Source organism: Ferrovibrio sp. MS7, from assembly GCF_038404985.1.
GTDB lineage: Bacteria > Pseudomonadota > Alphaproteobacteria > Ferrovibrionales > Ferrovibrionaceae > Ferrovibrio > Ferrovibrio plantarum.
In genome coordinates this window covers 15,018-37,481 of sequence record NZ_JBBKBA010000001.1, presented here as the reverse complement: position 1 = coordinate 37,481, position 22,464 = coordinate 15,018, and the positions used below count along the sequence as shown (strand labels likewise).

Here is a 22,464-nt window from a genome sequence, read left to right as displayed (position 1 = left end):
ATGACCGACGATCTCGACTGGCTGGAAGCCCAGAGCATCTACATCCTCCGCGAGGCCTATAGCCGCATCAAGCCGCTGGCGATGCTGTGGTCCTTGGGCAAGGATTCCAATGTCATGATCTGGCTGGCCAAGAAGGCCTTCCTGGGCCGAGTGCCGTTTCCGGTGGCCCATCTTGATACTGGCCTGGAATTCCCCGAGACCTATGCCTTCCGCGACCGCTACGCCAAGGAATGGGGCCTGGAACTGATCCAGGATATGTGCCCGCCGTTGGAAGCCACCGATCCGACCCTGCCGCATAATTCCCGTATCGCGGCGCGTAAGACCCTGGGCCTCAAGGAAGCCATCGCCAGGTATGGTTTCAAGGGCGTGATCGCCGGCATCCGCCGCGACGAGCAGGCGACCCGCGCCAAGGAACGGGTATTCAGCCCGCGTGCCGAGGATGGTGCCTGGGATTTCCGCGACCAGCCGCCCGAACTCTGGGATCATTTCGCCTCGGAACTGCCGCCGGGTGTGCATATGCGCATCCACCCGCTGCTGCATTGGACCGAACTGGATATCTGGCGCTACATACAGCGCGAGGGTATCCCGGTGGTGCCGCTGTATTTTGCCAAGGAAGGCAAGCGTTTCCGCTCACTGGGCGAGATCGGCATTACTTTCCCGATTGATAGCCAGGCCGGCAATATCGACCAGATCATCAGCGAACTTGAAGTGACCCGCGAGCCGGAACGTGCTGGCCGTGCCATGGATCACGACTCGGAGGACGCATTCGAGCGGTTGCGCGTCGCTGGGTATATGTGAAACCATGACCATTGTGAACCTGACCGACCGCATCAAGGCCGCATCGAAGACCCAGCGCAGCCGGGCGTTTCCCATCGTCATCGTCGGCCATGTCGATCATGGCAAGTCGACCCTGGTGGGGCGCCTGCTGCATGATACCGGCTCGTTGCCCACCGGCAAGGTGGAACAGTTGCGTGCCGTGTCGGAAAAGCGCGGCCTGGAATTTGAATGGTCCTTCCTGCTCGATGCCTTGCAGGTGGAGCGTGACCAGGGCATCACCGTCGATACGACGCAGATCTGGTTTCACACCGCCGAGCGCCGCTATGTCATTATCGATGCGCCGGGCCACAAGGAATTCCTGAAGAACATGGTCACCGGTGCGGCTCAGGCCGATGCCGCGATCCTGGTGGTGGATGCGGCCCAGGGCCTTGCCGAACAGACCAGGCGGCACGCCTATCTGCTGCATCTGCTGGGCCTGCGCCAAGTGGCGGTGGCGGTGAACAAGATCGACCTGATCGAGCATGATGCCGTGCGTTTCCAGGCGGTGGCCGATTCTGTGCGCGGCTATCTCGCCGGCATCGGTATTGAGGCCGCCGCCATTGTGCCGCTTTCTGCCAAGCAGGGCGACAATATCGCGGAACCCAGCACCAGAATGTCCTGGTATCAGGGGCCGACTTTGCTCGAAGCACTGGATGCCTTCCCGGACCGCAAGGATGCTGTCGATGAAGTGTTGCGTCTGCCGATCCAGGATCTCTACCGGGTCGACGACAAGCGCATCATCGTCGGGCGGATCGAAAGCGGTACTGTGAAGATCGGTGACCGCCTGCGTTTCACGCCGGGTGGGCGTGAGGCCAATGTCGCTTCGATCGAGGCTTGGGGCAATAAGGTGGCGCCGCTGGAGGCCAAGGCCGGCGAAAGCGTCGCCTTCACCCTGGATGAAGACGTGTTCGTGGAGCGCGGCGCGCTGGCTACTGCGCCGGATCAGGCGCCATCGGAAACCACCCGTGTGCTGGCGCGGCTGTTCTGGCTCGACAAGGAAGCATTGCATGTCGGCCAGCGGCTTACGCTCAAGATCGGTACGGCGGAAGCCGATGCGCTGGTGGAGACCATCGAGGAAGTAATCGACGTTGAGACGCTGCAGCCGGTGAAGGCTGCACAGGTCGAGCGCAATGGCGTGGCGCGGGTGGTGCTGCGCACCCGCAAGCCTTTGGCGCTGGATCGCTACGAAACCATGGCTCGCACCGGGCGTGGCGTGCTGGCGCGCAACTTCCACATCGTCGCTGGCTTTGTGGTCGAGTCCGCCGAAGGTGGCCAGCTTTCGGATATCACTCGGGTCGATGCCTCGGTCACGGCGGCGGACCGGGCGCAGTTGAATGGTCATCGCGGTGGCGTGCTGTGGCTTACCGGCCTCTCGGCTGCCGGCAAATCCACTGTGGCGATGGCAGCGATGCGCCAGCTTTTTGCGCGCGGCCGCCAGGTTTATGTGCTGGATGGCGATAATGTGCGCCACGGTCTCAATCGCGATCTCGGTTTCACGCCGGAAGCAAGGGCGGAGAATATCCGTCGTCTGGCCGAGACGGCTAAGCTGATGGCCGATGCTGGCCTGATCGTCATGGTGGCGGCGATTTCACCGGCCCAGGCTGATCGCGATCATGCCCGCGGCATTATCGGGCCGGGGTTCCATGAAATTTTTGTCAGCGCTGATCTTGATATCTGTCGTACCCGTGACCCGAAAGGGCTGTATAAAAGGGCGTTGGCCGGAGAGATCGCCAATTTTACCGGCGTGAGTGCGCCTTACGAGGTACCGCGGCAGGCCGATCTGGTGGTCGACACGGGGGCGCTTGCTGCACCGCTGGCCGCGCAATTGCTTGTCGATTATGCCGATCGTCAGTTTTCTGTGGCCGCCGGCACGGCGGTTGCCTGACCAGCGCAAGCCTGGACCTTCAGCGTCCGCTCGCCAATCAAAGGGAGAGAGGTCATGCGAATTCACGGGATCATTCTGTCCGCAGCTATTGCGCTTGGCGCTGCATTGCCAGCCCGCGCACAGACCCTGCTGAACGTCTCCTACGATCCGACACGGGAATTGTATCAGGAGATCAACACCGCCTTCATCAAGGCCAGTCCGGGCCGGAAATTGACCATCAACCAGAGTCATGGCGGCTCGGGCAAGCAGGCGCGCTCGGTGATCGATGGCCTGGATGCCGATATCGTTACGCTGGCGCTGGCCTATGATATCGATGCCATCGCCCGGCATGGATTGATTGCGAAGGATTGGCAGCAGCGCCTGCCAGACAACGCCTCGCCCTACACCTCGACCATCGTGTTCCTGGTGCGCAAGGGTAATCCGAAAGGCATCAAGGATTGGGGTGACCTGGTCCGTTCCGATGTGAAGGTGATCACGCCGAACCCGAAGACCTCGGGCGGCGCGCGCTGGAACTACCTTGCCGCCTGGGGCTATGCCGAGAAGAAGACCGGCAGCAAGCAGGGGGCGCGCGATTTCGTGCAGGCATTGTTCCGCAATGTGCCGATCCTGGATACCGGTGCGCGTGGCGCCTTGATCACGTTCACTCAGCGCGGCCAGGGCGATGTTTTCCTGAGCTGGGAGAATGAAGCCTTTCTGGCCGTGAATGAGCTTGGCAAGGACAAGTTCGATATCGTGGTGCCCAGTGTCTCGATCCTGGCCGAACCACCAGTGGCGGTGGTCGACAAGGTGGTGGACAAGCGCGGCACCCGTGCCGTTGCCGAGAACTACCTGAAGTTTTTGTACAGCAAGGACGGCCAGGAAATCGCCGCCAAGCATTATTACCGCCCCCGCCTGCGCGAAGTTGCCGATAAGTATGCCGGCACCTTCGCCAAAGTCTCTCTTTTCACTATCGACGAGCAATTCGGCGGCTGGGCCAAGGCGCAGCCGGAGCATTTCGGCGATGGTGGCGTGTTCGACCAGATCTACAAGCCGCGCTCCTGAACATCTATTTCGGGGCCGGTTCGCAGCTTTTCATGATGGGGGTTTAGAAGAATGGCGACAACTGCTTTGCCTGCCATGCCGTTCCGGCCACGCCACAGCGTGATTCCGGGCTTTGGCCTAACACTGGGCCTCACCTTGCTGTGGACGGCGCTGATCGTGCTGGTGCCGCTGGCCGGCCTGTTCCTGAAATCCGCCACGCTCGGCTGGGATGCCTTCATCAACACCATCCAGGCCCCACGCGTGGTCGCTTCGCTGAAGCTCAGCTTTGGCACCGCGTTGATTGCGGCGGTGATCAATGCGGTATTCGGCCTGCTGGTAGCCTGGGTGCTGGTGCGCTACGAATTTCCCGGTCGCCGCATCGTCGATGCCATGGTGGATATTCCCTTCGCATTGCCCACCGCCATCGCCGGCATCGCGCTCACGGCACTCTGGGCGGAGAATGGCTGGCTCGGTGCACCGCTGGCGGCGCTCGGCCTGAAAGTGGCGTTCACCCCCAGCGGCATCGTGGTGGCTTTGGTGTTCATCGGCCTGCCTTTCGTGGTGCGCACGGTGCAGCCGGTGCTGCAGGATTTCGAGAAAGAGATCGAGGAGGCAGCGGAAAGCCTTGGTGCCACGCGCTGGCAGATATTCGCCCGTGTCATCTGGCCGAGCCTGATGCCGGCGACGCTGACCGGTTTCGCGCTTGCCCTGGCGCGGGGCCTGGGTGAATACGGCTCGGTGATTTTCATTGCCGGCAACCTGCCGGGCATTTCTGAAATCGCGCCCCTGCTGGTGGTGATCAAACTGGAGGAATTCCTCTATGCCGAGGCAACCTCGATCGCCGTAGCCTTGCTGGTGGCTTCGTTCGTCATGCTGTTTCTGATCAATGCCGTGCAGCATTGGGCGGAACGCCGCGAGAAGGGGCGCTGATCATGGCCGCGACGTATGCTCTGCCCGGCCGCTCCTCACGGCGTATTGATCAGGCTGGTGCCTGGATGCTGCGCTGGGCGCTGATCGCCATCGCACTTGGGTTCCTGGCGCTGTTCATCGCGCTGCCGCTGGTGATCGTATTCACCGAAGCGCTGCGTCAGGGCTGGGCGGCCTATCTCCGTGCCCTCACCGAGCCGGTGGCGCTGGCCGCAATCCGGCTCACGTTGATCACCGCCGTCATCGTCGTGCCGCTGAACCTGGCTTTCGGCATCGTTGCCGCCTGGGTCATCACCAAGTTCGATTTCCGCGGCAAGAGCCTGCTGATCACCCTGATCGATCTGCCATTCTCGGTGTCGCCGGTGATCTCGGGCCTGGTTTTCGTGCTGCTGTTCGGTTTGCAGGGCTGGTTCGGCCCCTGGCTCAAGGAGCATGACATCAAGATCATCTTCGCTGTACCAGGCATCGTGCTGGCGACCATGTTCGTCACCTTCCCGTTCGTGGCGCGCGAGCTGATTCCGATCATGCAGGAGCAAGGTACACAGGAGGAGGAGGCGGCGATTGTGCTCGGTGCCTCGGGTTGGCAGACCTTCTGGCGCGTTACGCTGCCGAATATCAAATGGGGCCTGCTCTATGGCCTTTTGCTCTGCAACGCTCGCGCCATGGGTGAGTTTGGCGCAGTATCGGTCGTGTCGGGTCATATCCGTGGCCAGACCAACACCATGCCGCTGCATGTGGAGATTCTCTACAACGAATACAATTTCGTTGCCGCATTCGCGGTCGCTTCGCTCTTGGCCATGCTTGCCATCGTCACGCTGATCTTGAAGAGCCTGCTGGAATGGCGTCTGGCGCGCGACACGGCACGGGCCGGCGGATAGGATAGCGCCATGCAGATCGATATCCTCGGCGTCAGCCGGCAATTTGGCTCCTTTCTCGCCCTCAAGGCGGTAGACCTCAGCATCAATAGTGGCGAACTGGTGGCCCTGCTCGGGCCATCCGGTTCCGGCAAGACCACATTGCTGCGCCTGATCGCCGGCCTTGATCAGCCCGATGCCGGCGATATCCGCTTCGATGGCAAAAGCGCCGCCCAGCGCACCGCCGGCGAACGCGATGTCGGTTTTGTGTTCCAGCATTACGCGCTGTTCAGGCATATGAGCGTGTTTGAGAATGTCGCCTTCGGCCTGCGGGTGCGGCCGCGCAAACTGCGCCCGACGGATGCCGAAATCCAGCGCCGGGTGAACGAGTTGCTGCGCCTGGTGCAGATCGACTGGCTGGCTGAGCGCCTGCCGGCGCAGCTTTCCGGCGGCCAGCGTCAGCGCGTCGCCCTGGCCCGCGCCCTGGCCATTGAACCGAAAGTACTGCTGTTGGATGAGCCCTTCGGCGCGCTCGATGCCAAGGTGCGCAAGGAATTGCGCCGCTGGCTGCGCCGCCTGCATGAACAACTCGGCATGACCTCCGTGTTCGTCACCCATGACCAGGAAGAGGCGCTAGAACTGGCCGACCGCGTGGTCGTCATGGATAAGGGCCGCATCGAACAGGTGGATACGCCGGAAGCGCTCTATGAGAAACCGGCGACCCCCTTCGTCAACCGCTTCCTTGGCGATATCAACGAGCTTGATGGCCAGATCAGCAATGGCCGGGTGCTGTTCGGTCCGGTGGATACCAGCCTGCTGCCGGCTTTGCGTGTGCTGGATGGGGCTGCCAAGCTCTATGTACGACCGCATGACATCATTGCGGAAGCCCTGGTGCCTGGTGCACCGCTGCAGAATAGCGGCATCGTGCGCTTCATTTCCTCAGTTGGCGCCAATGTGCGTATCGAGGTGGAAGTCGAAGGAGGTCTGCCGGTGCTGGAAGTGAGCCAGACCCGCGAAGCTTTCGCCGAACGGCCGCTGCAGGTAGGCGAGCGGGTGCGTCTGGCCTTCAGGCGGGCACAGGTGTTTGCGGGCTGAGCCATAATCTCCGGCCCTAGATATGTCTGGACGGTTGGCGTCCACCGAGACTATGGTCTCGGATAGAAAATAGCCACTTTCCGGTAGATTCCAATGTCAGGCCGCTCTGTTCCCGTAAGGTCAGCTTTATGCTGGTGATGACAGATTTTGTACTTCCCACTGCCTACCTGTTTCTGAAGGTGGCGGCGGTCTGGGTGGTAGGTAAAGGTTTTTCAGCCAGATTCAGCCATGACTGCCTGACGGCGCTGCTGGCTGCTTGGATGATGGTGAATGCAGGGCAGAATGCACTGATCCTGGCACTTTCCGCATTCGATGCGCTGTCTCAGCCGGCTTATGTTATATGTGCGTTGCTCACTGTTGCCGCTGCACATGCGGCAATGCAGCTATACCGGTTTCAGCCTGCTGCCGTGGCCGATATTCCGCCGGCGCGGCTCATGCTTCCGCTTGGCTTACTGGCGATTCTGCTGGTGCTGTTCTGGCTGCGCTCCGGCCTCGGCGCCGATTATACCTGGGATGCGCAAACCTATGGCGTGCCGCGCCTGGCGATCTGGCTCAATTACGGCACTGTTTTTGTCCATATGCCGACCATTCAGCTCAATTTGTTCGTCAATGAATGGAACGGCGAACTGAATGCTCTGGCTTATGGCCTCGCCGCAGGTTCCTATGCCGCTTTCAATTATGCCAATCTTGAAGTGCTGGCCGGCTTCATGGCCGTTGTGTTCTGGTTGACCCGGCTGTTGGGGGCGCCAATCTTCACCGCCATGTGCATGGCGCTGCTTCTTGGATCGATGCCGGCGATCCTTGGTCTGGCCACAACACTCAAGGGCGATCTGCTGGGCTGCGTAGGCTTCCTGTTCGCTGCCGGCTGGCTGTTGCGCCTGCTGCTTGGCGACAGGTCCGGCGTGAACCTTGCCTTGCTGCTGCTGGCCGCAAGCTGGGCTTTTGGCGCCAAGATTTCGGTATTGCTGCCGCTGCTGGTTTTGGTCGCCGTTGCCGGGCTGGCGCTGGGGCGCGATCTTTCCGTTGCCGCGATCAAGCTGCCGCGTTCCGTGCTGTTATGGGCTGGTGCCGGCCTGCTGATCTTTTCATCGCGTTTCTGGACCAACTGGATTGTCTATGGCAATCCGATGCAGCGGGTGGATGTGGAAAAGGTCGCGTTCCAGGCAAGTTACGTGCTCGACAATCTGGTTCTTGCTTTTGCGCGAATATTTCCGGGCGTGATCGAGACGCCAAGCGATCATTTATCCTGGGCGCTTTCCAACAATATGGGTGGCACCGCCTGGTTTTTATGCGGCGCGTTACTGCTCTGGGCAGGTTGGCGCCGCTTCACCATTGGCGCCGCCTCAGTCAAGGCCAAGCCGGCGGTAGCCTCGCCTAGGCTGTTGCCATTTTTGCTAGCTGGCGTTGCGGCGGCTGTTTTGGTGACAATGTTTCTGTCGCCGGCCTTCAACTGGAATTTCCGCTATTTCCTGCCTGGCCTGCTGTTGCTTTTCATGGCTGCCGGCGCCCGTTTAGTGGCTGAAACACGCTGGCAATTCGCAATACTGACTTTCTGCAGCGTGATTGTGGTTGCGATCAATGTGGCGCTGGCTGTTCGACCCGGTGAAATTGTGCCCAGCGTGGTCTGGCAGCAGCCAGTAAGCCGGTCGGCTGCTGCCAATACGCCGATCAAGCGCCTGCTGCGGGCTTACGATTTTATTTATCAAACGGCCGCAGTGGATGAATTGCGGCTGGATACCGATAAGGCTCTCGAAATTCTGATTTACAAGGAATTTGCGCCGGCCTTGCTGCCTTTTATCGGCAGCCAGGCGCAAAACCGTCTGACCCTGGTGGCCACCATCAATGATTTGCTGGCCAAGGCCGATTTGCGGCGCTGGGATATTGTGGTGGTGGCTGCGCTGCGGGGGTTGCGCGATCCCGGCATCGCCGCGCGCCTGGAACAGCGTGGTTATTGGGTGGCGGTTGATAACGAGCAATATGTGATTGCGGTGCCGCGCCGGCGGGTCGAATTAACCAAGGTTGCGGATTTGTCGATGCTGCAATGGCAGACCTGGGGGCCGGCCGGGGTTGATTTTTCCATTGCCGACGGTCAGCCCAGGGTATCAAGCGATAGTCCTGTCGACGCCGGCTTCATATCGCAGCCATTGAACTTCAAAGGCTCGTTTTATGTGAAGGCGGCTTTTGCCGGTCAGCTCACAGGCAACAATGCGGCTTCTGCGCATGTTTCCCTGCATGGGCGTGAGAAGCTGGTCTCTCTAGCCCCGGGCAGCTACCGGCCCGGCCAGCAATATATCGGCCTGGCGAATGGCCAGGCCGGGCCGTGGCAGGGCGCCGTGTCATTCGGCCTGGGTGGATGGTCCAGAGGCAGTGGCGATATCAGACTGGTTGCGCTTGACGTTTTCACCTTCCGCATCACCGACCAGCCTTCAAGGCCAAACGGCGTGACGCCGCAATCCTACTGGCTGCTGGCGGTGTTCGGCATGGCAATGGTTGGCGCAGCGGCGTTTCTTGGCCGCACGTTCCTGCTTGCCTGCGGCATCGGCAGGGCAAGCCATTTCGGCACCGGTCTGGTTGTCGGATACGCCTTGCTTGGGCTGGCCGCTATTTATGCGCTCAGGCTGTTCGGCAGCATGATGCCGGCGGCAATCCTGCTCTTTGCCGCCGCCGGCCATGTCTTGGCGCTTCGGCATCGCGGCCAATCCGGCCTTGTGCCTGCTTTTCCTCGCTTCACCTGGGCCGGCGCGTTTATTGGTCTGATAACGATTTCATGGGTGGTGGCGGTGGCCGCCATCTATTGGCCGGTAGCAATGCTGGGCGATGCGGCGAATTACCGCTTTCCCGAGATATACGATCTGCCGAAGCATTTCTTCGCGCTACAGGCATTGTATGAGGCGCAATCCTGGCCGCCGGAAAACGCTTTTTTCAAGGGCGAGGCTTTTGCCTACAATTTTCTGTATTACGCGCCTGCGGCGCTGCTGGCGCAACTGAGCGGACCCGGTCAACTGAGTTTTGCCGCTTTCTGGCTTGTGGTTGTTGTCTTGTCGGTCGCCGTGCCGGTGGTTGCGCTTGAACTGGCCCAGGCGATGACGGCATCCAGAATGGCGCACGTGCTGGCGGTTCTACTGGCCACATGGGCTGGTGGCGGGCTGCCGCTGCTGATCGATGCGGTGCCGGCAATCGGCTTTGCTTTTTTCCGCGCCCGGCTGATTCTCGATAGCATCTGGGTGGATGAAGTTTTCATCTCCTATATCTTCGTGCCGCAGCATTTGCTGGTGGTGCTTGTCGGCCTATGCATGATGTTGTTGCTGGCGAATGCTAGCCAGTCCGCCACGCCGGGCCGCAGCATCGCGCTTGCTGGATTGCTGGCCGTGGCTGCGGCTCTCGGCAGCCTGATCCTGCTGCCGCATATCCTGCTCTCATATGTGCTGCTCTTGTTGCTGTTCGCGGTGCAGCTTTATCGTGAGCAGGGGCTGCGTAATTCCCAGGCCGCGTTGGTGGGCGCTGCGTTGCTGCCACTGCCTTTGCTGGTGCCGTTTCTGGCGGAGGCATTGCTGTGGGGCAGTGGCGCCGACGTGGCTTTTTTCGGAGGCAAGGCATTTTCCGTGCAATGGCTGTATGTGCTGGCCGCATTCGGCATGGCGCTGCCGTTGGCGCTGGTGGGCGCCGTAGCCTATGGGCGCGGCTATGCGCGGACCGATGACAGCCGGCGGCTGGTTGTCGCATTGCTGGTTTTGTTTGCAGCCGGTCTGCTGTTTTACCTATTCGGCGCCTATCCTGATGCCGGCTTGAAATCCGGCTTATGGCTTCGCGTTGTTGCCGTGCCATTGGCCATTTTTGGCCTGATGGCGCTGGTTGAGCGCCGCAGCCTGAAGATCGGCAATCTGGTGCTTGGTCTGGCAGCGCTGGCGATGCTTCTGCTGACTGCAATCAATATTCCCACCGTGGCCTACTATATGCGCGGCGCATGGCTGCCTGGTGATGCCTCGCATCGTGCGCTGATCGCGGAATTGAGGCGGCTGCCCCGCTGCGCCGATATTGTCATGTTCGGCGGCGACCAGATCACGGCATCGGTTGCCGGGCGCCGGATCGATTTTGATTTCTCGCGCATCCGGTCCGATTCATACATGGCGCCGGAAGGGCGCCAGCGCGCGGCTGCGTTCTGGGCCGGGCTGGCCCGCAATGAAGCTGCAGCCTGGAGTGCCTTGGAATGGAAGTACGATTTTATCCTAAGTCCTGCCGGCCGCCCCGAAGAGGCAGCCCTAGCTGCCCGCTATGCGTTGCAGGCTGCCATCGGACCATACCGGATTTATCGGGTGAAGCCGGGGATTTGCTCCCCGGCCTGAAGCTCAGGACTGCGGCAGCGCGGCCTGGAAGGCATCCACTTCCCGGGCGATGAAATTGGTCGGGTTGTTGGCATAGGAGCAGCCAGCACTGAAGCGATAGAGGCCGGGCGGCACCGGATGCGGCAAATCCCAGGTGATGCACAGCGTGCCGCCTTCGGGGAAATGCAGCGGCGGCTGGTTCAGCGCCAGCGAATTGCGCCCGAAGAACACCCCGCCGCGTTCATTCACCATGCGGCAGCCGAAAATAAGTTCCTCCGCCACCGGGCCGACTGCAACGATGTAGGAATAGGCCAGCCGCTTGGTGCCGTCCTCGGCGATCCGGGTGGCCAGATGGGCGGAAAGGATTTCGGCGCGGCCAGTTTTCAGGCTGATCGTGCCGGGATGCGAGGCGCGGGCCAGTGCCGGGCCAAGGCCATCCGGAATTTCGCCTTCCAGGCGCGTGCAGGTGATGCTGGCCGACGGCGAAGGCGGTATAAGCCGGGCCACCACATCGGCCGACTGGGCCAGCGCTTCCTGTGGCTGTTCGGTGGGATAGCCCAGCCATTGCCATTGCGGGGCCAGCATGCGGCCGATCCGCATCAGCGTAGTGGGCTCCAGTTTGCGTTCGCCGTCGCCGGGATGGCCCTGGCGATAATGGCTGTTCACATTCTCGCCCGCGGGCAGGGTGTCGTATTTTGCCGCAATGCCGGCCAGGGCCGCATTATCCAAGGTCAGGCCGAGGAAGCTGACGATATCCTCAATCCATTGCTGCTTGCGGTAGATCACATCCTCGTAGCGATACAGCCTGATATTGGCGTGCCGCAGCAAGCCCAGCATGGCCTCCAGCGTGGCATTGAGATCCTGTGCCACACCGGCGGCGAAGCGGTCGATGGGAATATCGGCCAGCGACTTGCGCTGCGCCAGGAACCAGTCGCGATAGGCGCCCGGCCCCGGTTCGACATGGCTGTAGCGCATGGAAAAATACATCGACACCAGCATGTCGCGCGGGTCGCGCACCAGCAAGATCGCCTTGCGGTTTTCCAGCAGGCGCGAAGACAGGAAGGGCGGGGCGTGGCGAAAACCGGAGAAGCAATAGCCCTGCGCCTCAAACGTATTGGGCTGATCGATATCGACATCCTCTTCTTTGATGCCGTGTTCGAATAGCGTCACCGTTGGCGTGAAGGTGGTGTGCCCGCTAAGGGTGGAGATGTCGAACAGGATGCTTTCCAGCAGCGAGCTGCCGGCCTTAGGCAGCGCAAAGGCATAAAAGCTTTCCAAGTCCTCACGATCCGGCCAGGGGGCCTGGAACACAACATCATCGGTATTTTTATACAGGAAAGAAGTTGGCCACATTGTTTCTTGTTCTCGGTGAATTCTTTATTCAGCTACACAGACAATGACGCGAGAAAATAAACGCGTCCATGTAAAAATGCTGTCATTCTGAGTGCGATTCGGCATCCAGATGTGCCAGATAGGCCCGATAGGCTTCGGTCAGGCCGCTGCGCAGGTCTTGCACGGGCGACCAGCCCATCGCCTTGATCTGGCCGATATCCATGACCTTGCGCGGCATGCCGTCGGGCTTTTCCGGATTGAAGACCAGTTGGCCATGAAAGCCGATGATATCGGCCAGCAGCAGGGCAAGGTCGCGGATGCTGGTTTCGATCCCGGTGCCGACATTCACGTGGTCATGGCCGGAATAATGTTTAAGCAGGAACACCACCGCGTCGGCCATGTCTGAGACGGAAAGGAATTCCCGTGTCGGCGAGCCGGTACCCCAGATTTCGACAGTCGGCAGATCATGCTGTTTGGCATTATGCAGCTTGACCAGCATGGCCGCCACCACATGGCTGTTCAGCGGGTCGTAATTGTCGCCCGGCCCATAGAGATTGGTGGGCATGGCGGTAATGAAGTCGCGGCCATATTGTTTGCGATAGGCTTGGCAAAGTTTGATGCCGGCGATTTTGGCGATCGCATACCATTCATTGGTTGGTTCCAGCGGTCCGGTGAGCAGCGCCGCCTCCGCCATCGGCTGTGTCGCCAGGCGCGGATAAATGCAGGAGGAGCCGAGAAAGACCAGCTTGGCGACCTCGGCTTCATGCGCACCATGGATGATATTGGTCTCGATCATCAGATTGTCGTAGATGAAATCCGCCGGCCGCGTGGAATTGGCGTAAATCCCGCCCACCGTGGCGGCGGCCAGGATAACAACATCGGGCCGGTTGGCCTGCATCCATTCCGACACAGCGGACTGCTGGCGCAAATCTACCTGGCGGCGGTCAGTGGTCAGTAGGGTGCAATGCTCAGGGGCCAGGCGTTGTGTGATGGCGCTGCCCGCCATGCCGCGATGCCCGGCAACCCATACCCGCTTCCCTGCCAAATCGAAAACTGACGCTTGCGCCATCATGTTACCCCAAATATCAGCCAACAAACCGCTTTTTAATTAACCTAAACATGACCTGGGCGCCAGAATTGGTCATCGCTCCGCCCACTTCAAAACAGCGGCTAAAGCCCATATAATGCTGGCTGAGCCTTGTGTAGGCAATATTGCGAGAAGGAAAGTATCCGGGCATTTATGTGCCGGAATTTCATTTGATGGCGGGATGATGAATGCTCTCCGAAAGTATTCAATCAATAAATGTGGTGGCTAATGAATTCGGTAACTACATCAATTGTAGATAATATTTTGTTCGTGGCGCCTGCCCTGAGTAAAACGCCACGCTGTCGAGCCGAGGGGATTTGTTCATGAACGCTCCGGGCTATGCCGGGTTTTTGTTCAATCGGGTGCGGGTCCAGATTCGCCAGAAATACTTGCTGTCGCTGGCCGGCCCATTCTGGGCATTTCTGCATCCCATCATCATGCTGAGTATTTTCTGGCTGATCTTTTCCCAGGTCATGCCCACCCGCATCGTCGCCGAAAATGCCAGCATCAGTTATGGCTTTTTCCTCGCCACCGGCTTTTTTGTCTGGCAATTCTGTAGCGAACTGATCTCCACCGGGACCAATGTGCTGCGTGGCAATGCCGATACAATTAAGCGGCTGCCGGTGCCGCTGGTTTTTTTCTTCGTGGAAGGTTTGCTGCTGGTGCTGGTCGGGCTGCTTATCAGCTTCCCTCTTGTGCTGTTCTTCATCGTCATCTTCGGCATCGGACCAACCGCAACCTGGCTGTTGGCGGTGCCTACATTGATCCTGGTGTTGTCACAGGCTTTCTCGCTTGCGATGATCTGCGGCCTGTTCAACGTATTTTTCCGTGATGTGGAACTGATGCTACCGGCGGCCTTGCAATTGCTGCTTTGGACGGCCCCGGTGGTATATCCGGTCACCGCCATTGGCGACAGTTTCCGCTGGCTGCTCTATCTGAACCCGTTCAGCGCGCCGATGATCCTGCTGCGCGAGCAATTGCTCTACGATCATGCCGGCGACCCGCTGCAATGGTTGCTGGCCGGCGGCTGGGCGATTTTTCTGGCCTGCTGCGCTGGCTTGCTGTATCGCGGCATGAAATATGAAGTGCGGGATAATCTGTGATGACGGCACCGCTGGTTTCTGCGCAAGACCTGTCGAAACGCTATCGCCTGTTCAAGCGGCCGAGGGACCGGCTGTTGCAGATGCTATTGCCATTGGCAGCCCCCCGCCATAGTGAAATCGTTGCGCTGGACGGGGTTAATTTCACGGTTATGCCGGGCGAATGCCTTGGCCTGATCGGCGCCAACGGCTCGGGTAAAAGCACGTTGCTGAAACTCCTGGTGGGCAGCACCCTGCCCTCGGGCGGGCGGGTGTCGCTGAAGGGCACCGTGCTGGCGATTCTTGAACTGGGCGCCGGTCTCAATCCGGATCTCACCGGCCGGGAGAATATTCATGCCGCCGCCTCCATGTTCGGCTTTCCGGCCGGCTATGCCGCCGAACGCGAGGCCGATATTGTTGAATTCTGCGGCATCGGCGACTTCATCGATATCCCGGCGCGGAAATATTCCTCCGGCATGCTGACCCGCATCGCTTTTTCGATCTTCTCCTTTCTTGAGCCGAATATCCTGATTATTGATGAAGCGCTGGCGGTGGGCGATGCCGATTTTCAGCTCAAATGTTTTCGCCGGATCGAACAATTGATCGGTGCCAAGGATCGCGCGGTGATACTAGTGTCGCATGACATGAACGCCATCAACCGCTTTTGCGATCGCGTTATCTGGCTCGACAAGGGCCGCATTGCCGCCGAAGGCGAGCCGGCGGATGTGACCCGCGCCTATGTGATGTCGAGTACCCGGCAGGCGCTGCCTGTGGCCGCGCCGCCGCCCGAAACACCAGAAACGCAATATCTGCCGCTATCCGAATCCGCCATCGTCTATCGTTCGGATGCCTGCACCATCGATGGCGTGTGGCTGGAGAATGCAGAGCATAAAAGGGTCGGCACGGTCGGCCAGGGCGAGGCATTCGATATCTGCTACAGCGTATCGTTCCATGCCGCCCTGGCCGATCCGGTTTTCGGCATCCGCCTGGTGAACAAACGCGGCGATGTGGTGCTGTCGACCAATACGCTGTTTGAACAGGTGCGGAAAGTCACCCCTGCCATCGGTATGAATCTGGAACTGCGTTGGGCCGTGCGCGGCGGATTGCTGCCAGGCGATTATTTCATCACTTGCGGCATTTCGCGCGAGAGCAATTTGCATGATTTTGCCGCCCGATATATCGATGCCTTTCCGCTGAAGATTTTGGGCAGCAGCGCTGCTGCCGGCTATGTGTTGCTGGCTGCGCCGCCATCGATCCAGGTTCAGCAATGACCGCGCCGGCGGCGGGAATCGGTATAAACGGCGAGAACCTGCTGTTTCTGCTCGGCCTGCCGCGCTCCGGCACCACTTTGCTGGCCGAGATGCTGGGCAACGACCCGAAAATCCTGGCGCCGCCTGAACCCTGGCTGATGTTCGCGGCCTTGGAAATCGGTTGCGTGGGTGTTCGCCATCCAGCCGGTTCGCAATCCATCGGCAGTGCCGTGCGTCGTTTTCTCGGCGATGACAATTTACGCAAGGCACAGCGCGATTTTGCCCGCGAAGCCTATAATACACAGCTGGCTGATACGGGATGCGCGATATTTCTCGACAAGACGCCGCGCTATTATCAGATTGCAGGGCAGATCGCGGATTTGTTTCCGGCCGCCCGTTTCATCATCCTGCGCCGCAATCCGGTCAATGTCGCCTTATCCTATCGGGATAGCTGGAATATCGATCCGTTTTTGCTGATGCGGCAGGCGCCGGACGATCCGTTTGTTTTCGATCTGCTGCTCGGCCCTCGGTTGTTGGATCGATTTGCTGCCTATTTTCCAGAGCGCCAGATCACCGTGCATTATGAGGCTTTGGTTGACGATCCGGTGAAGCTGCTGGCCGAGATTTATGATTTTATCGGTCGCAAGCGCAGCAATCGGCAGCTTGCCGAGCAGATCAAGCTCAGCCATAAGCGCCGCGCCGATGGCGATATGGGCGACCGCAAAATCCTGGCAACGCAGGCAGTGCACCGCCAGTCGCGCGATACCTGGCGCAGCCTGGCGCCGGAGCAACTGGCGCAACTGCTGGGATGGATCGGCGTCGATGTGGTGACGGATTGGGGCTATGCCGAGATGGTGCAGCATGCTGCGGCTAGTGGCATGCCGGTGCCCGATCCGCGCCGCGCCGGTCAATACCGGCAACAGGCGCAGCGCTTGTATGATACGCGGATAGCCGACCAGATTCGGGCAGCCAGCCTGGCGCAGCCGCTATCCGAGGGCGAGCAGGCCGATCTAGGCTTCATCTTCTCTGGGAGTGCCGATTATGTCGAATCCGGCATGCGGGGCCGGCTGGCCAATCTGCTCGCCGAGCATGTCGCGCTGAAGCTGGAAGCGGAAAGCATCGGCCGCAGGCTGGTGGCAATGGAAGCCGATTTGTTTGCCCGCGGCACAGCGGTTGAGACATTAACGCGGCAATTGCAGGAAGCCGAAGCGGATCGGACCGCGCGCGGCCAGGCAATGGATTTGTTGACCGGGCAATTGAACGAAGCGGAGAAGGACCGCGCGGATCGGATCAAGGCCATTGAACAATTAGGTCGGCAATTGCGCGAAGCGGAGACTGACCGCGCGGATCGTGCCCGTGCTATTGAGACATTGAGCCGCCAGTTGGAAGAATCGGAAGCGGATCGTACGGCGCGGGCTGGGGCGATTGACAAGCTGACGCGGCAATTGCGCGAAGCGGAGGCTGACCGCGCGGATCGTGCCCGGGCTATTGAACAATTGAGCCGTCAGTTAGAGGAGTCTGAAGCGGATCGTACGGCGCGGGCTGGGGCGATTGACGAGCTGACGCGGCAATTGCGCGAAGCGGAGGCTGACCGCGCGGATCGTGCCCGGGCTATTGAACAATTGAGTCGTCAGTTGGAGGAGTCTGAAGCGGATCGTTCGGCGCGGGCCGGGGCTATTGAGACGTTGAGTAGACAGTTACAGGAATCGGAAGCAGATCGTGCGGCCCGTGGCGCAGCTATCGACAAGCTCGGGCTGCAATTGCAGGCCGCAGAGCTGGATCATGCCGAGGCGATAAAACAGTTGGTGACGCAGTTACAAGAATCTGAAATCGATCGTGCCGCGCGTGGCGAGGCGATGGAAAAATTATCAGCCTTGCTTGAAGTGGCCGAAGCTGATCGCGCCGCGCGGTTGGCGGCGGTCAATCAGCTGGAAGCCTTGCTGCGTGAATCAGAAGCTGACCGTGCCGCGCGCGGCAAGGCGATTGAACAACTCACGGCATGGCTGAAAGCCAAGCCGTGAGTTGTTCTAAAGCGTATTGCCGATCATCATTTCGACGAGGCCGATACCGAGCTTGCGCCGGTCATTCGACGGGCCTAGTTCGCTCGGCGAGGTCGGGTTGGAAATATCCAACAGGATGAGATATTGCCCGCTTTGGCAATTTTCCCTCCGCATATCAAATTTTACAGATGCTGCAGCCCCAGCTACCTGGCCGGACCACAATACGGCGCCATTAGCCTCCTTTACAGTCAAGGTCTGTTTTTCAAATACGCGAAAACCTAGGAACATTTCTTTGGCATTGAAACGGTCATCATCACAAGGCAAAGCAATTGCGGCTTGTGCACCTTCTGACCATACGCCCCACGGCTCGATGCCGCTCCAACCCGAACGGAGCAGGAAATTGCCGGGCTGATCCATGCCCACCTTGTAGCGTTGGCCGGTATTAATGGTAAGTCGTGCTGATTTTACCTGTTCAGTGCTGAGCGAGATATAATCCGGTCGCTTCATTTTTCCGATGAGCTCAGAAGCAATAGCCTTGAGTTTTTGATTATCTAGAAAGCAATGCGTTGGCGAAGTGACTGTTTGCCTATCACCAAATGGTATGACCAGCGCTTTTTTGCAGTCTGGACCAACAGCCATAAGCATGGCGTGAAGATGAACGGCTTCACCAAATGGTGTGTAACGCTCAAGGAATACTTCATGTGGTGGATTGTAAAACCAAGGGAGTCGGCTTTGCACCAGCATCGAGAGATAGGCTGGTTTTGTATAGGATTCCGAGCGGATAGGCACATTCTGATACAGGCTCAGCATGGCCAGCGCACAGAAGGCCATTGCGGCGGCCGAAGCCGCTACCAGGCGTTCTGACAATTTGACGATGACATAGATGAAAAAAGGGAATGCAAGCGGCAGATACCACAAGGAATACCGCGACAGGCCCGGCGTGGCGCCGCTGTTGATATTGGTGGTGGAGGAATGGGCGTAAAGATTGATCAGCAGATAGAACAGGATGAAAGCGGCGATGCCCAGCTTCTGCTTGGACCATATGAAGCTGCGTGGGGCGCTCAGGAAAAATAGTGCCGCCAGCAACAGGGAGAGCGTGCCGATCGGCCAATTGGGCAGCAAGCCGATATCTAGATCGAGCAGCCAGACATGGAAGGATGACAGATTACCGCCCAGTGAGGCGCCACCGGCGAGTAACTGTGGTGTGGCAACACCAAAGCGAAAGAAATAATAAGACGGATGCAGCAGCACCAGCAGGCCAATTGCGCCGGCCAAAATCAATTCGAACAGGCCATAGGAGCGGCCCGGCTGGCGTACCAGGCTGAGCAGCAGGATGAAGGCGGCGATGATGGCGAAGCTGGGATTTTGCGTCGCCGCCAGGGCCTGGAAAAAAGCAGCAGGGAAGAAGCGTTCCTGCAACAGCAGGATGATGGACGACAGCACCAGGCAATAGGTGAAGAACTCGGTATGCGCCTTGTCGATGAACCAGAACATCGGCGAGGCGAATGTCATGATGAGAACGGTGGTAACACCGGGCCATTTGTAGAAGCGGTAGGCCAGCAATATCGTGGTGGATAGCAGAATGAAATGCAGCAGGATGAAGCCGGTATGCAGCTGGATCCCGATCTGCAGCAGGCTGGTCAGCTTGCCGATCACAAAAGCTAGAAAACTGAAGAGCCAAAAGTGATTGAAATCCGAGGTGGTGCCAAGGCGTAGTGCTGGAAAGGCATTCTCCAACTGAGTCCGTGAAACCAGACCAGGAACCTGTCCGCTTGCCATGAATTTTGCGTAGGCTTGGTAGGCCGTTTCGGTCATATAGGGGCGCAGCGTTTCCTGCCACGACAGATACATAGCGTAATATTCGCTGCCATCGCCAACACGCTGAGCGGGCAGTATCAGCATAAAGACCAGGATGCAGCAAAGGCCGCCAAGCAGCAGCAGATGATTGAGATTCAGGCGGAGCCGGGGCTGCCATATTGCCGCCATATCACGCATTTTGCCCCCGCTCCACTTCAAGTATTAAAGCCGTCCCGCAATTCTGGCGGCCTGTGTTGATCCCGCGCCGATCTTTTTGCCGAGCCGGTCTTAGTGGCCGACTTGCCGATTGCCACCACATCTTCAGTCGGTGCCTTCTGGTATGGCCGAAACCGGCGCCAGCGTGGCCGAGAAGCGGCTAAGGCTGATCGAAAGCCGCCGCTCATCCGGGCTCATGCCCAGCGCACTGGGCGATTGGTAATCCGGATGCAGCAGGGTGATTTCCGTCGGTCGCCCGATATTCCAAACATGCACTGGCACTTCCGCGCTGACAGCTTCGCCAGGCCGTGTAATCAGCCATTCACCCTGGGCCTTGCCGTTTACGAACAGTCCCACCCGCTGGCCCACCTGGCCTGGCGCCAGGAAGGGTGAGAATTCGAGGTCGAGGGTGACATTGCTGGACACTGTATTGGCATGCACGAACAGCACGCTGCGCTCGCCCAGGGCCCATACACCATGCGGCTCTGAATGTGCCCAGCCATCGCCGAGCAAGTCTTCCATCTCAGCCGGATTGGCCGGCGTAATCGCATGGCCGTATTCATAAAGCCTGGTATCGCCCGCCGGTCTGGCGGCGTTGCGCGCCGCCACCATATCGGCGATCACGGTGGCAAAGTCGCGGCCCATTTCCAGGCGGTCGGTATAAGGCTGGGCGCGGTCATGGCTGCGCTCGATCATTTCGGCATGCAGCGCCGGATCGGCCTGCAATTTCAGTATGGCGGCAGCGATCTCGTCCGGCTTGCGGTGGTCGAAATACACCGCCGCATCCGCAGCCAGTTCGCGCAGCGGCGGCAGGTCGCTGCACAATACCGGGATGCCGCGCTGCATCGCTTCCAGCACCGGCATGCCGAAGCCCTCGAACATCGACGGGAAGATCATGGCGAAGGCATCGTCGAACAGTGCGGCGAGCTTGTCGGCATCCAGGAAGCCGGGCAGCAGAACCTTGCCGGCCAGGCCCATGCGCTCGATGCCATCCTTCACGATATCCATTTCATGGCCAGGGCCGGTGCCGGTGCAGACCAGGGTCAGGCTGTCCTCGCCCGCCTGGCGGCAATAGAGCGTATAGGCCAGCAACAGCATGGCGTGGTTTTTGTGCAACCAGGCATTTGCCGGATAGAGCAGATACTGCCGAGGCTTCAGTCCAAGCTCGGCGAGGTGCCGTGCGCCATTCGTGGTGCCGGGCAGGCGGTCGGCCAGCCGCAGCTGAATGGCGTGAATGCGCTCGGCATCATAGGTGTAGAAATCTATCAGGCTGCTGCGCGTGGCATCGGAGCAACAGATCACCCGGTCGCTTTGTCCGAGCGCATCGACCACGCTGCGCGCGCGCGCGTGCAAATCCTCCAGCGCGAAGAAGTTGGGGTAATACTGGAATTGAACATCGTAGATCACGGAAACAATCGGAATATCGGGATGCACAATTTGCGGGCCGACAAAGGGGCACAGGATGGCATCGATGCGATGGCCATCGCGCAGCCGGGGCAGCCGAAGACCGGCGATATGCATGCCGCTGCTGTCCAGCCCGATCAGGATTTCGGCATTGGGCAGGGCGGCGCGCAGTTCATCGGCCACCATGGCGCGGCACATGACGATGACCCGCCATTCCGGATGCACCGCCGTGATGCTGTCCACGATGCCGATCGCAGCCCATTTGGCGCCGCCATTTTCGCCGCCGCTCAGCATCGGCATGCAATCCACCAGCAAGGTCAGTTTCTGCGTCTCGGTATTCACGGCACTCTCGTTTTCGGCAGCGGCGACACTGGTTTATATTTCCCCGGATTCCTGCAAGGCGAGCTTTTCCGCAGCCAGCATCTGTTCCACCACCTGCTGCATCCTGCTTTGCGCGCGCCAGCCGAGTTTTTCCGCGGCCTTGGCTGGATTGCCGCCGCTATAGGGAATTTCGGATGGACGCAGCAGGCCGGGATCGACATCAACATGGTCGAGCCAGTCGAGACCGAGCCGTTCAAAGCAATAGGCGACGAATTCGCGCAGACTGTAGCTTTCGCCCGTGGCGATCACATAATCGTCGGAAGAATGTTGCAGCACACGCCACATGGCATCGACATATTCGGGCGCCCAGCCCCAATCGCGGCGGATATCCAGATTGCCGAGCTTCAGCCGCTCCTTGCGCCCGGAGGCAATGCGCAGGGCGCCATTGATAACCTTCTTGGTGACATAACGCACCGGCCGCAGCGGCGATTCATGATTGAACAGGATGCCGGAACTGGCATGCAGCCCGCGCCCGTCGCGATAACTCGTGACAAGCCAATGCGCTGCGGCCTTGGCGATGGCATAGGGGCTGCGTGGCGCGAAAGGCGTGGTTTCATCCGCCGGGCCATCGATGGCGCCAAAACATTCGCTGGAACTGGCATTGTAGAAACGGATCGGCGCCTTGCTCAGATGGATCGCATCCAGCAGGTTCTGCGTGGTGCCGATAATGCTGTTGAAAGTGGCGCGCGGCTGGTCGAAGGAAAGCCCGACCGAACTCTGCGCGGCGAGATTATACATCTCATCCGGCTCGATTTTTTCCAGCAATGTAATTAACGAAGGCAAGTCTTCAAGGCTTGTGGTAAGAAAATCAACGGAATCAAGCAGATCAGGGGAAATTCTGCGCAAATTATCCTTACTATTCTCATTTGATCCGCGTGAAGAACCAAAGACCTTATAACCATTTCTGCTTAAATGGGCGGCGAGATAAGCGCCATCCTGCCCGGATATGCCAAAAATAAGCGCCCTTTTTGTTTTATTTACTTGTGTCATGAAAGATGT

15 protein-coding genes are annotated in these 22,464 nt (G+C 59.4%); 10 read left to right on the top strand and 5 right to left on the bottom strand.

Annotated features, from left to right (window positions below; translation table 11 throughout):
* The 7 genes from cysD (at position 1) to V6B08_RS00110 (ending at position 10,940) form a co-directional block, all read left to right on the top strand.
* Complete coding sequence (cysD, locus tag V6B08_RS00140; RefSeq protein WP_341976851.1) at positions 1–798, top strand: sulfate adenylyltransferase subunit CysD; 798 nt, start codon at positions 1–3, stop codon at positions 796–798.
* 4 nt (positions 799–802) lie between these two features.
* Positions 803–2,701, top strand: coding sequence for an adenylyl-sulfate kinase (gene cysC, locus V6B08_RS00135; RefSeq protein ID WP_341976849.1), 1,899 nt, complete (start codon positions 803–805; stop codon positions 2,699–2,701).
* A 54-nt stretch (positions 2,702–2,755) separates the two neighbouring features.
* A complete protein-coding gene (locus V6B08_RS00130) occupies positions 2,756–3,742 on the top strand; it encodes a sulfate ABC transporter substrate-binding protein (RefSeq protein ID WP_341976847.1) in 987 nt (328 codons plus the stop codon).
* Between the two features lie 51 nt (positions 3,743–3,793).
* Positions 3,794–4,651 carry a sulfate ABC transporter permease subunit CysT gene (gene cysT, locus V6B08_RS00125; protein WP_341976845.1) on the top strand — a complete coding sequence of 286 codons (858 nt, stop codon included), beginning with the start codon at positions 3,794–3,796 and terminating at the stop codon, positions 4,649–4,651.
* A 65-nt stretch (positions 4,652–4,716) separates the two neighbouring features.
* A complete protein-coding gene (gene cysW, locus V6B08_RS00120; RefSeq protein ID WP_341981545.1) occupies positions 4,717–5,526 on the top strand; it encodes a sulfate ABC transporter permease subunit CysW in 810 nt (269 codons plus the stop codon).
* Positions 5,527–5,535: 9 nt separating this feature from the next.
* On the top strand, positions 5,536–6,597 hold the full coding sequence (locus tag V6B08_RS00115; RefSeq protein WP_341976843.1) for a sulfate/molybdate ABC transporter ATP-binding protein: 1,062 nt from the start codon (positions 5,536–5,538) through the stop codon (positions 6,595–6,597).
* Between the two features lie 128 nt (positions 6,598–6,725).
* On the top strand, positions 6,726–10,940 hold the full coding sequence (locus V6B08_RS00110) for a hypothetical protein (protein ID WP_341976840.1): 4,215 nt from the start codon (positions 6,726–6,728) through the stop codon (positions 10,938–10,940).
* Positions 10,941–10,943: 3 nt separating this feature from the next.
* Here the strand turns inward: V6B08_RS00110 and V6B08_RS00105 are convergent, their stop codons facing one another.
* Together V6B08_RS00105 and V6B08_RS00100 are read right to left on the bottom strand one after the other, a co-directional pair.
* A complete protein-coding gene (locus V6B08_RS00105) occupies positions 10,944–12,197 on the bottom strand; it encodes a sulfotransferase domain-containing protein (RefSeq protein ID WP_341976838.1) in 1,254 nt (417 codons plus the stop codon).
* A gap of 157 nt (positions 12,198–12,354) precedes the next feature.
* Positions 12,355–13,320 (bottom strand): GDP-L-fucose synthase family protein, encoded by a 966-nt coding sequence (locus V6B08_RS00100; RefSeq protein WP_341976836.1) that lies wholly within the window; start codon positions 13,318–13,320, stop codon positions 12,355–12,357.
* A 407-nt stretch (positions 13,321–13,727) separates the two neighbouring features.
* Here V6B08_RS00100 and V6B08_RS00095 point away from each other — a divergent pair, with 407 nt between their 5' ends.
* The 3 genes from V6B08_RS00095 to V6B08_RS00085 are packed head-to-tail and all read left to right on the top strand — an operon-like array spanning position 13,728 to position 17,688.
* Complete coding sequence (locus V6B08_RS00095) at positions 13,728–14,441, top strand: ABC transporter permease (protein ID WP_341976834.1); 714 nt, start codon at positions 13,728–13,730, stop codon at positions 14,439–14,441.
* A complete protein-coding gene (locus V6B08_RS00090) occupies positions 14,441–15,688 on the top strand; it encodes an ABC transporter ATP-binding protein (RefSeq protein WP_341976832.1) in 1,248 nt (415 codons plus the stop codon). The genes V6B08_RS00095 and V6B08_RS00090 overlap by 1 nt, the downstream gene beginning before the upstream one ends.
* Positions 15,685–17,688: a sulfotransferase gene (locus tag V6B08_RS00085; protein WP_341976830.1), complete on the top strand. Its 2,004-nt coding sequence runs from the start codon at positions 15,685–15,687 to the stop codon at positions 17,686–17,688. The genes V6B08_RS00090 and V6B08_RS00085 overlap by 4 nt, the downstream gene beginning before the upstream one ends.
* A 6-nt stretch (positions 17,689–17,694) precedes the next feature.
* Here V6B08_RS00085 and V6B08_RS00080 read toward each other — a convergent pair whose 3' ends face one another.
* The 3 genes from V6B08_RS00080 to V6B08_RS00070 all read right to left on the bottom strand — a co-directional run bounded on the left by V6B08_RS00080 (position 17,695) and on the right by V6B08_RS00070 (position 22,455).
* Positions 17,695–19,662, bottom strand: coding sequence for a hypothetical protein (locus V6B08_RS00080; RefSeq protein WP_341976827.1), 1,968 nt, complete (start codon positions 19,660–19,662; stop codon positions 17,695–17,697).
* A 123-nt stretch (positions 19,663–19,785) separates the two neighbouring features.
* Positions 19,786–21,426, bottom strand: a complete 1,641-nt coding sequence (locus V6B08_RS00075; protein WP_341976825.1) for a glycosyltransferase family 4 protein — start codon at positions 21,424–21,426, stop codon at positions 19,786–19,788.
* A 33-nt stretch (positions 21,427–21,459) separates the two neighbouring features.
* A complete protein-coding gene (locus tag V6B08_RS00070; RefSeq protein ID WP_341976823.1) occupies positions 21,460–22,455 on the bottom strand; it encodes a GDP-mannose 4,6-dehydratase in 996 nt (331 codons plus the stop codon).
* Between the last annotated feature and the right edge of the window lie 9 nt (positions 22,456–22,464).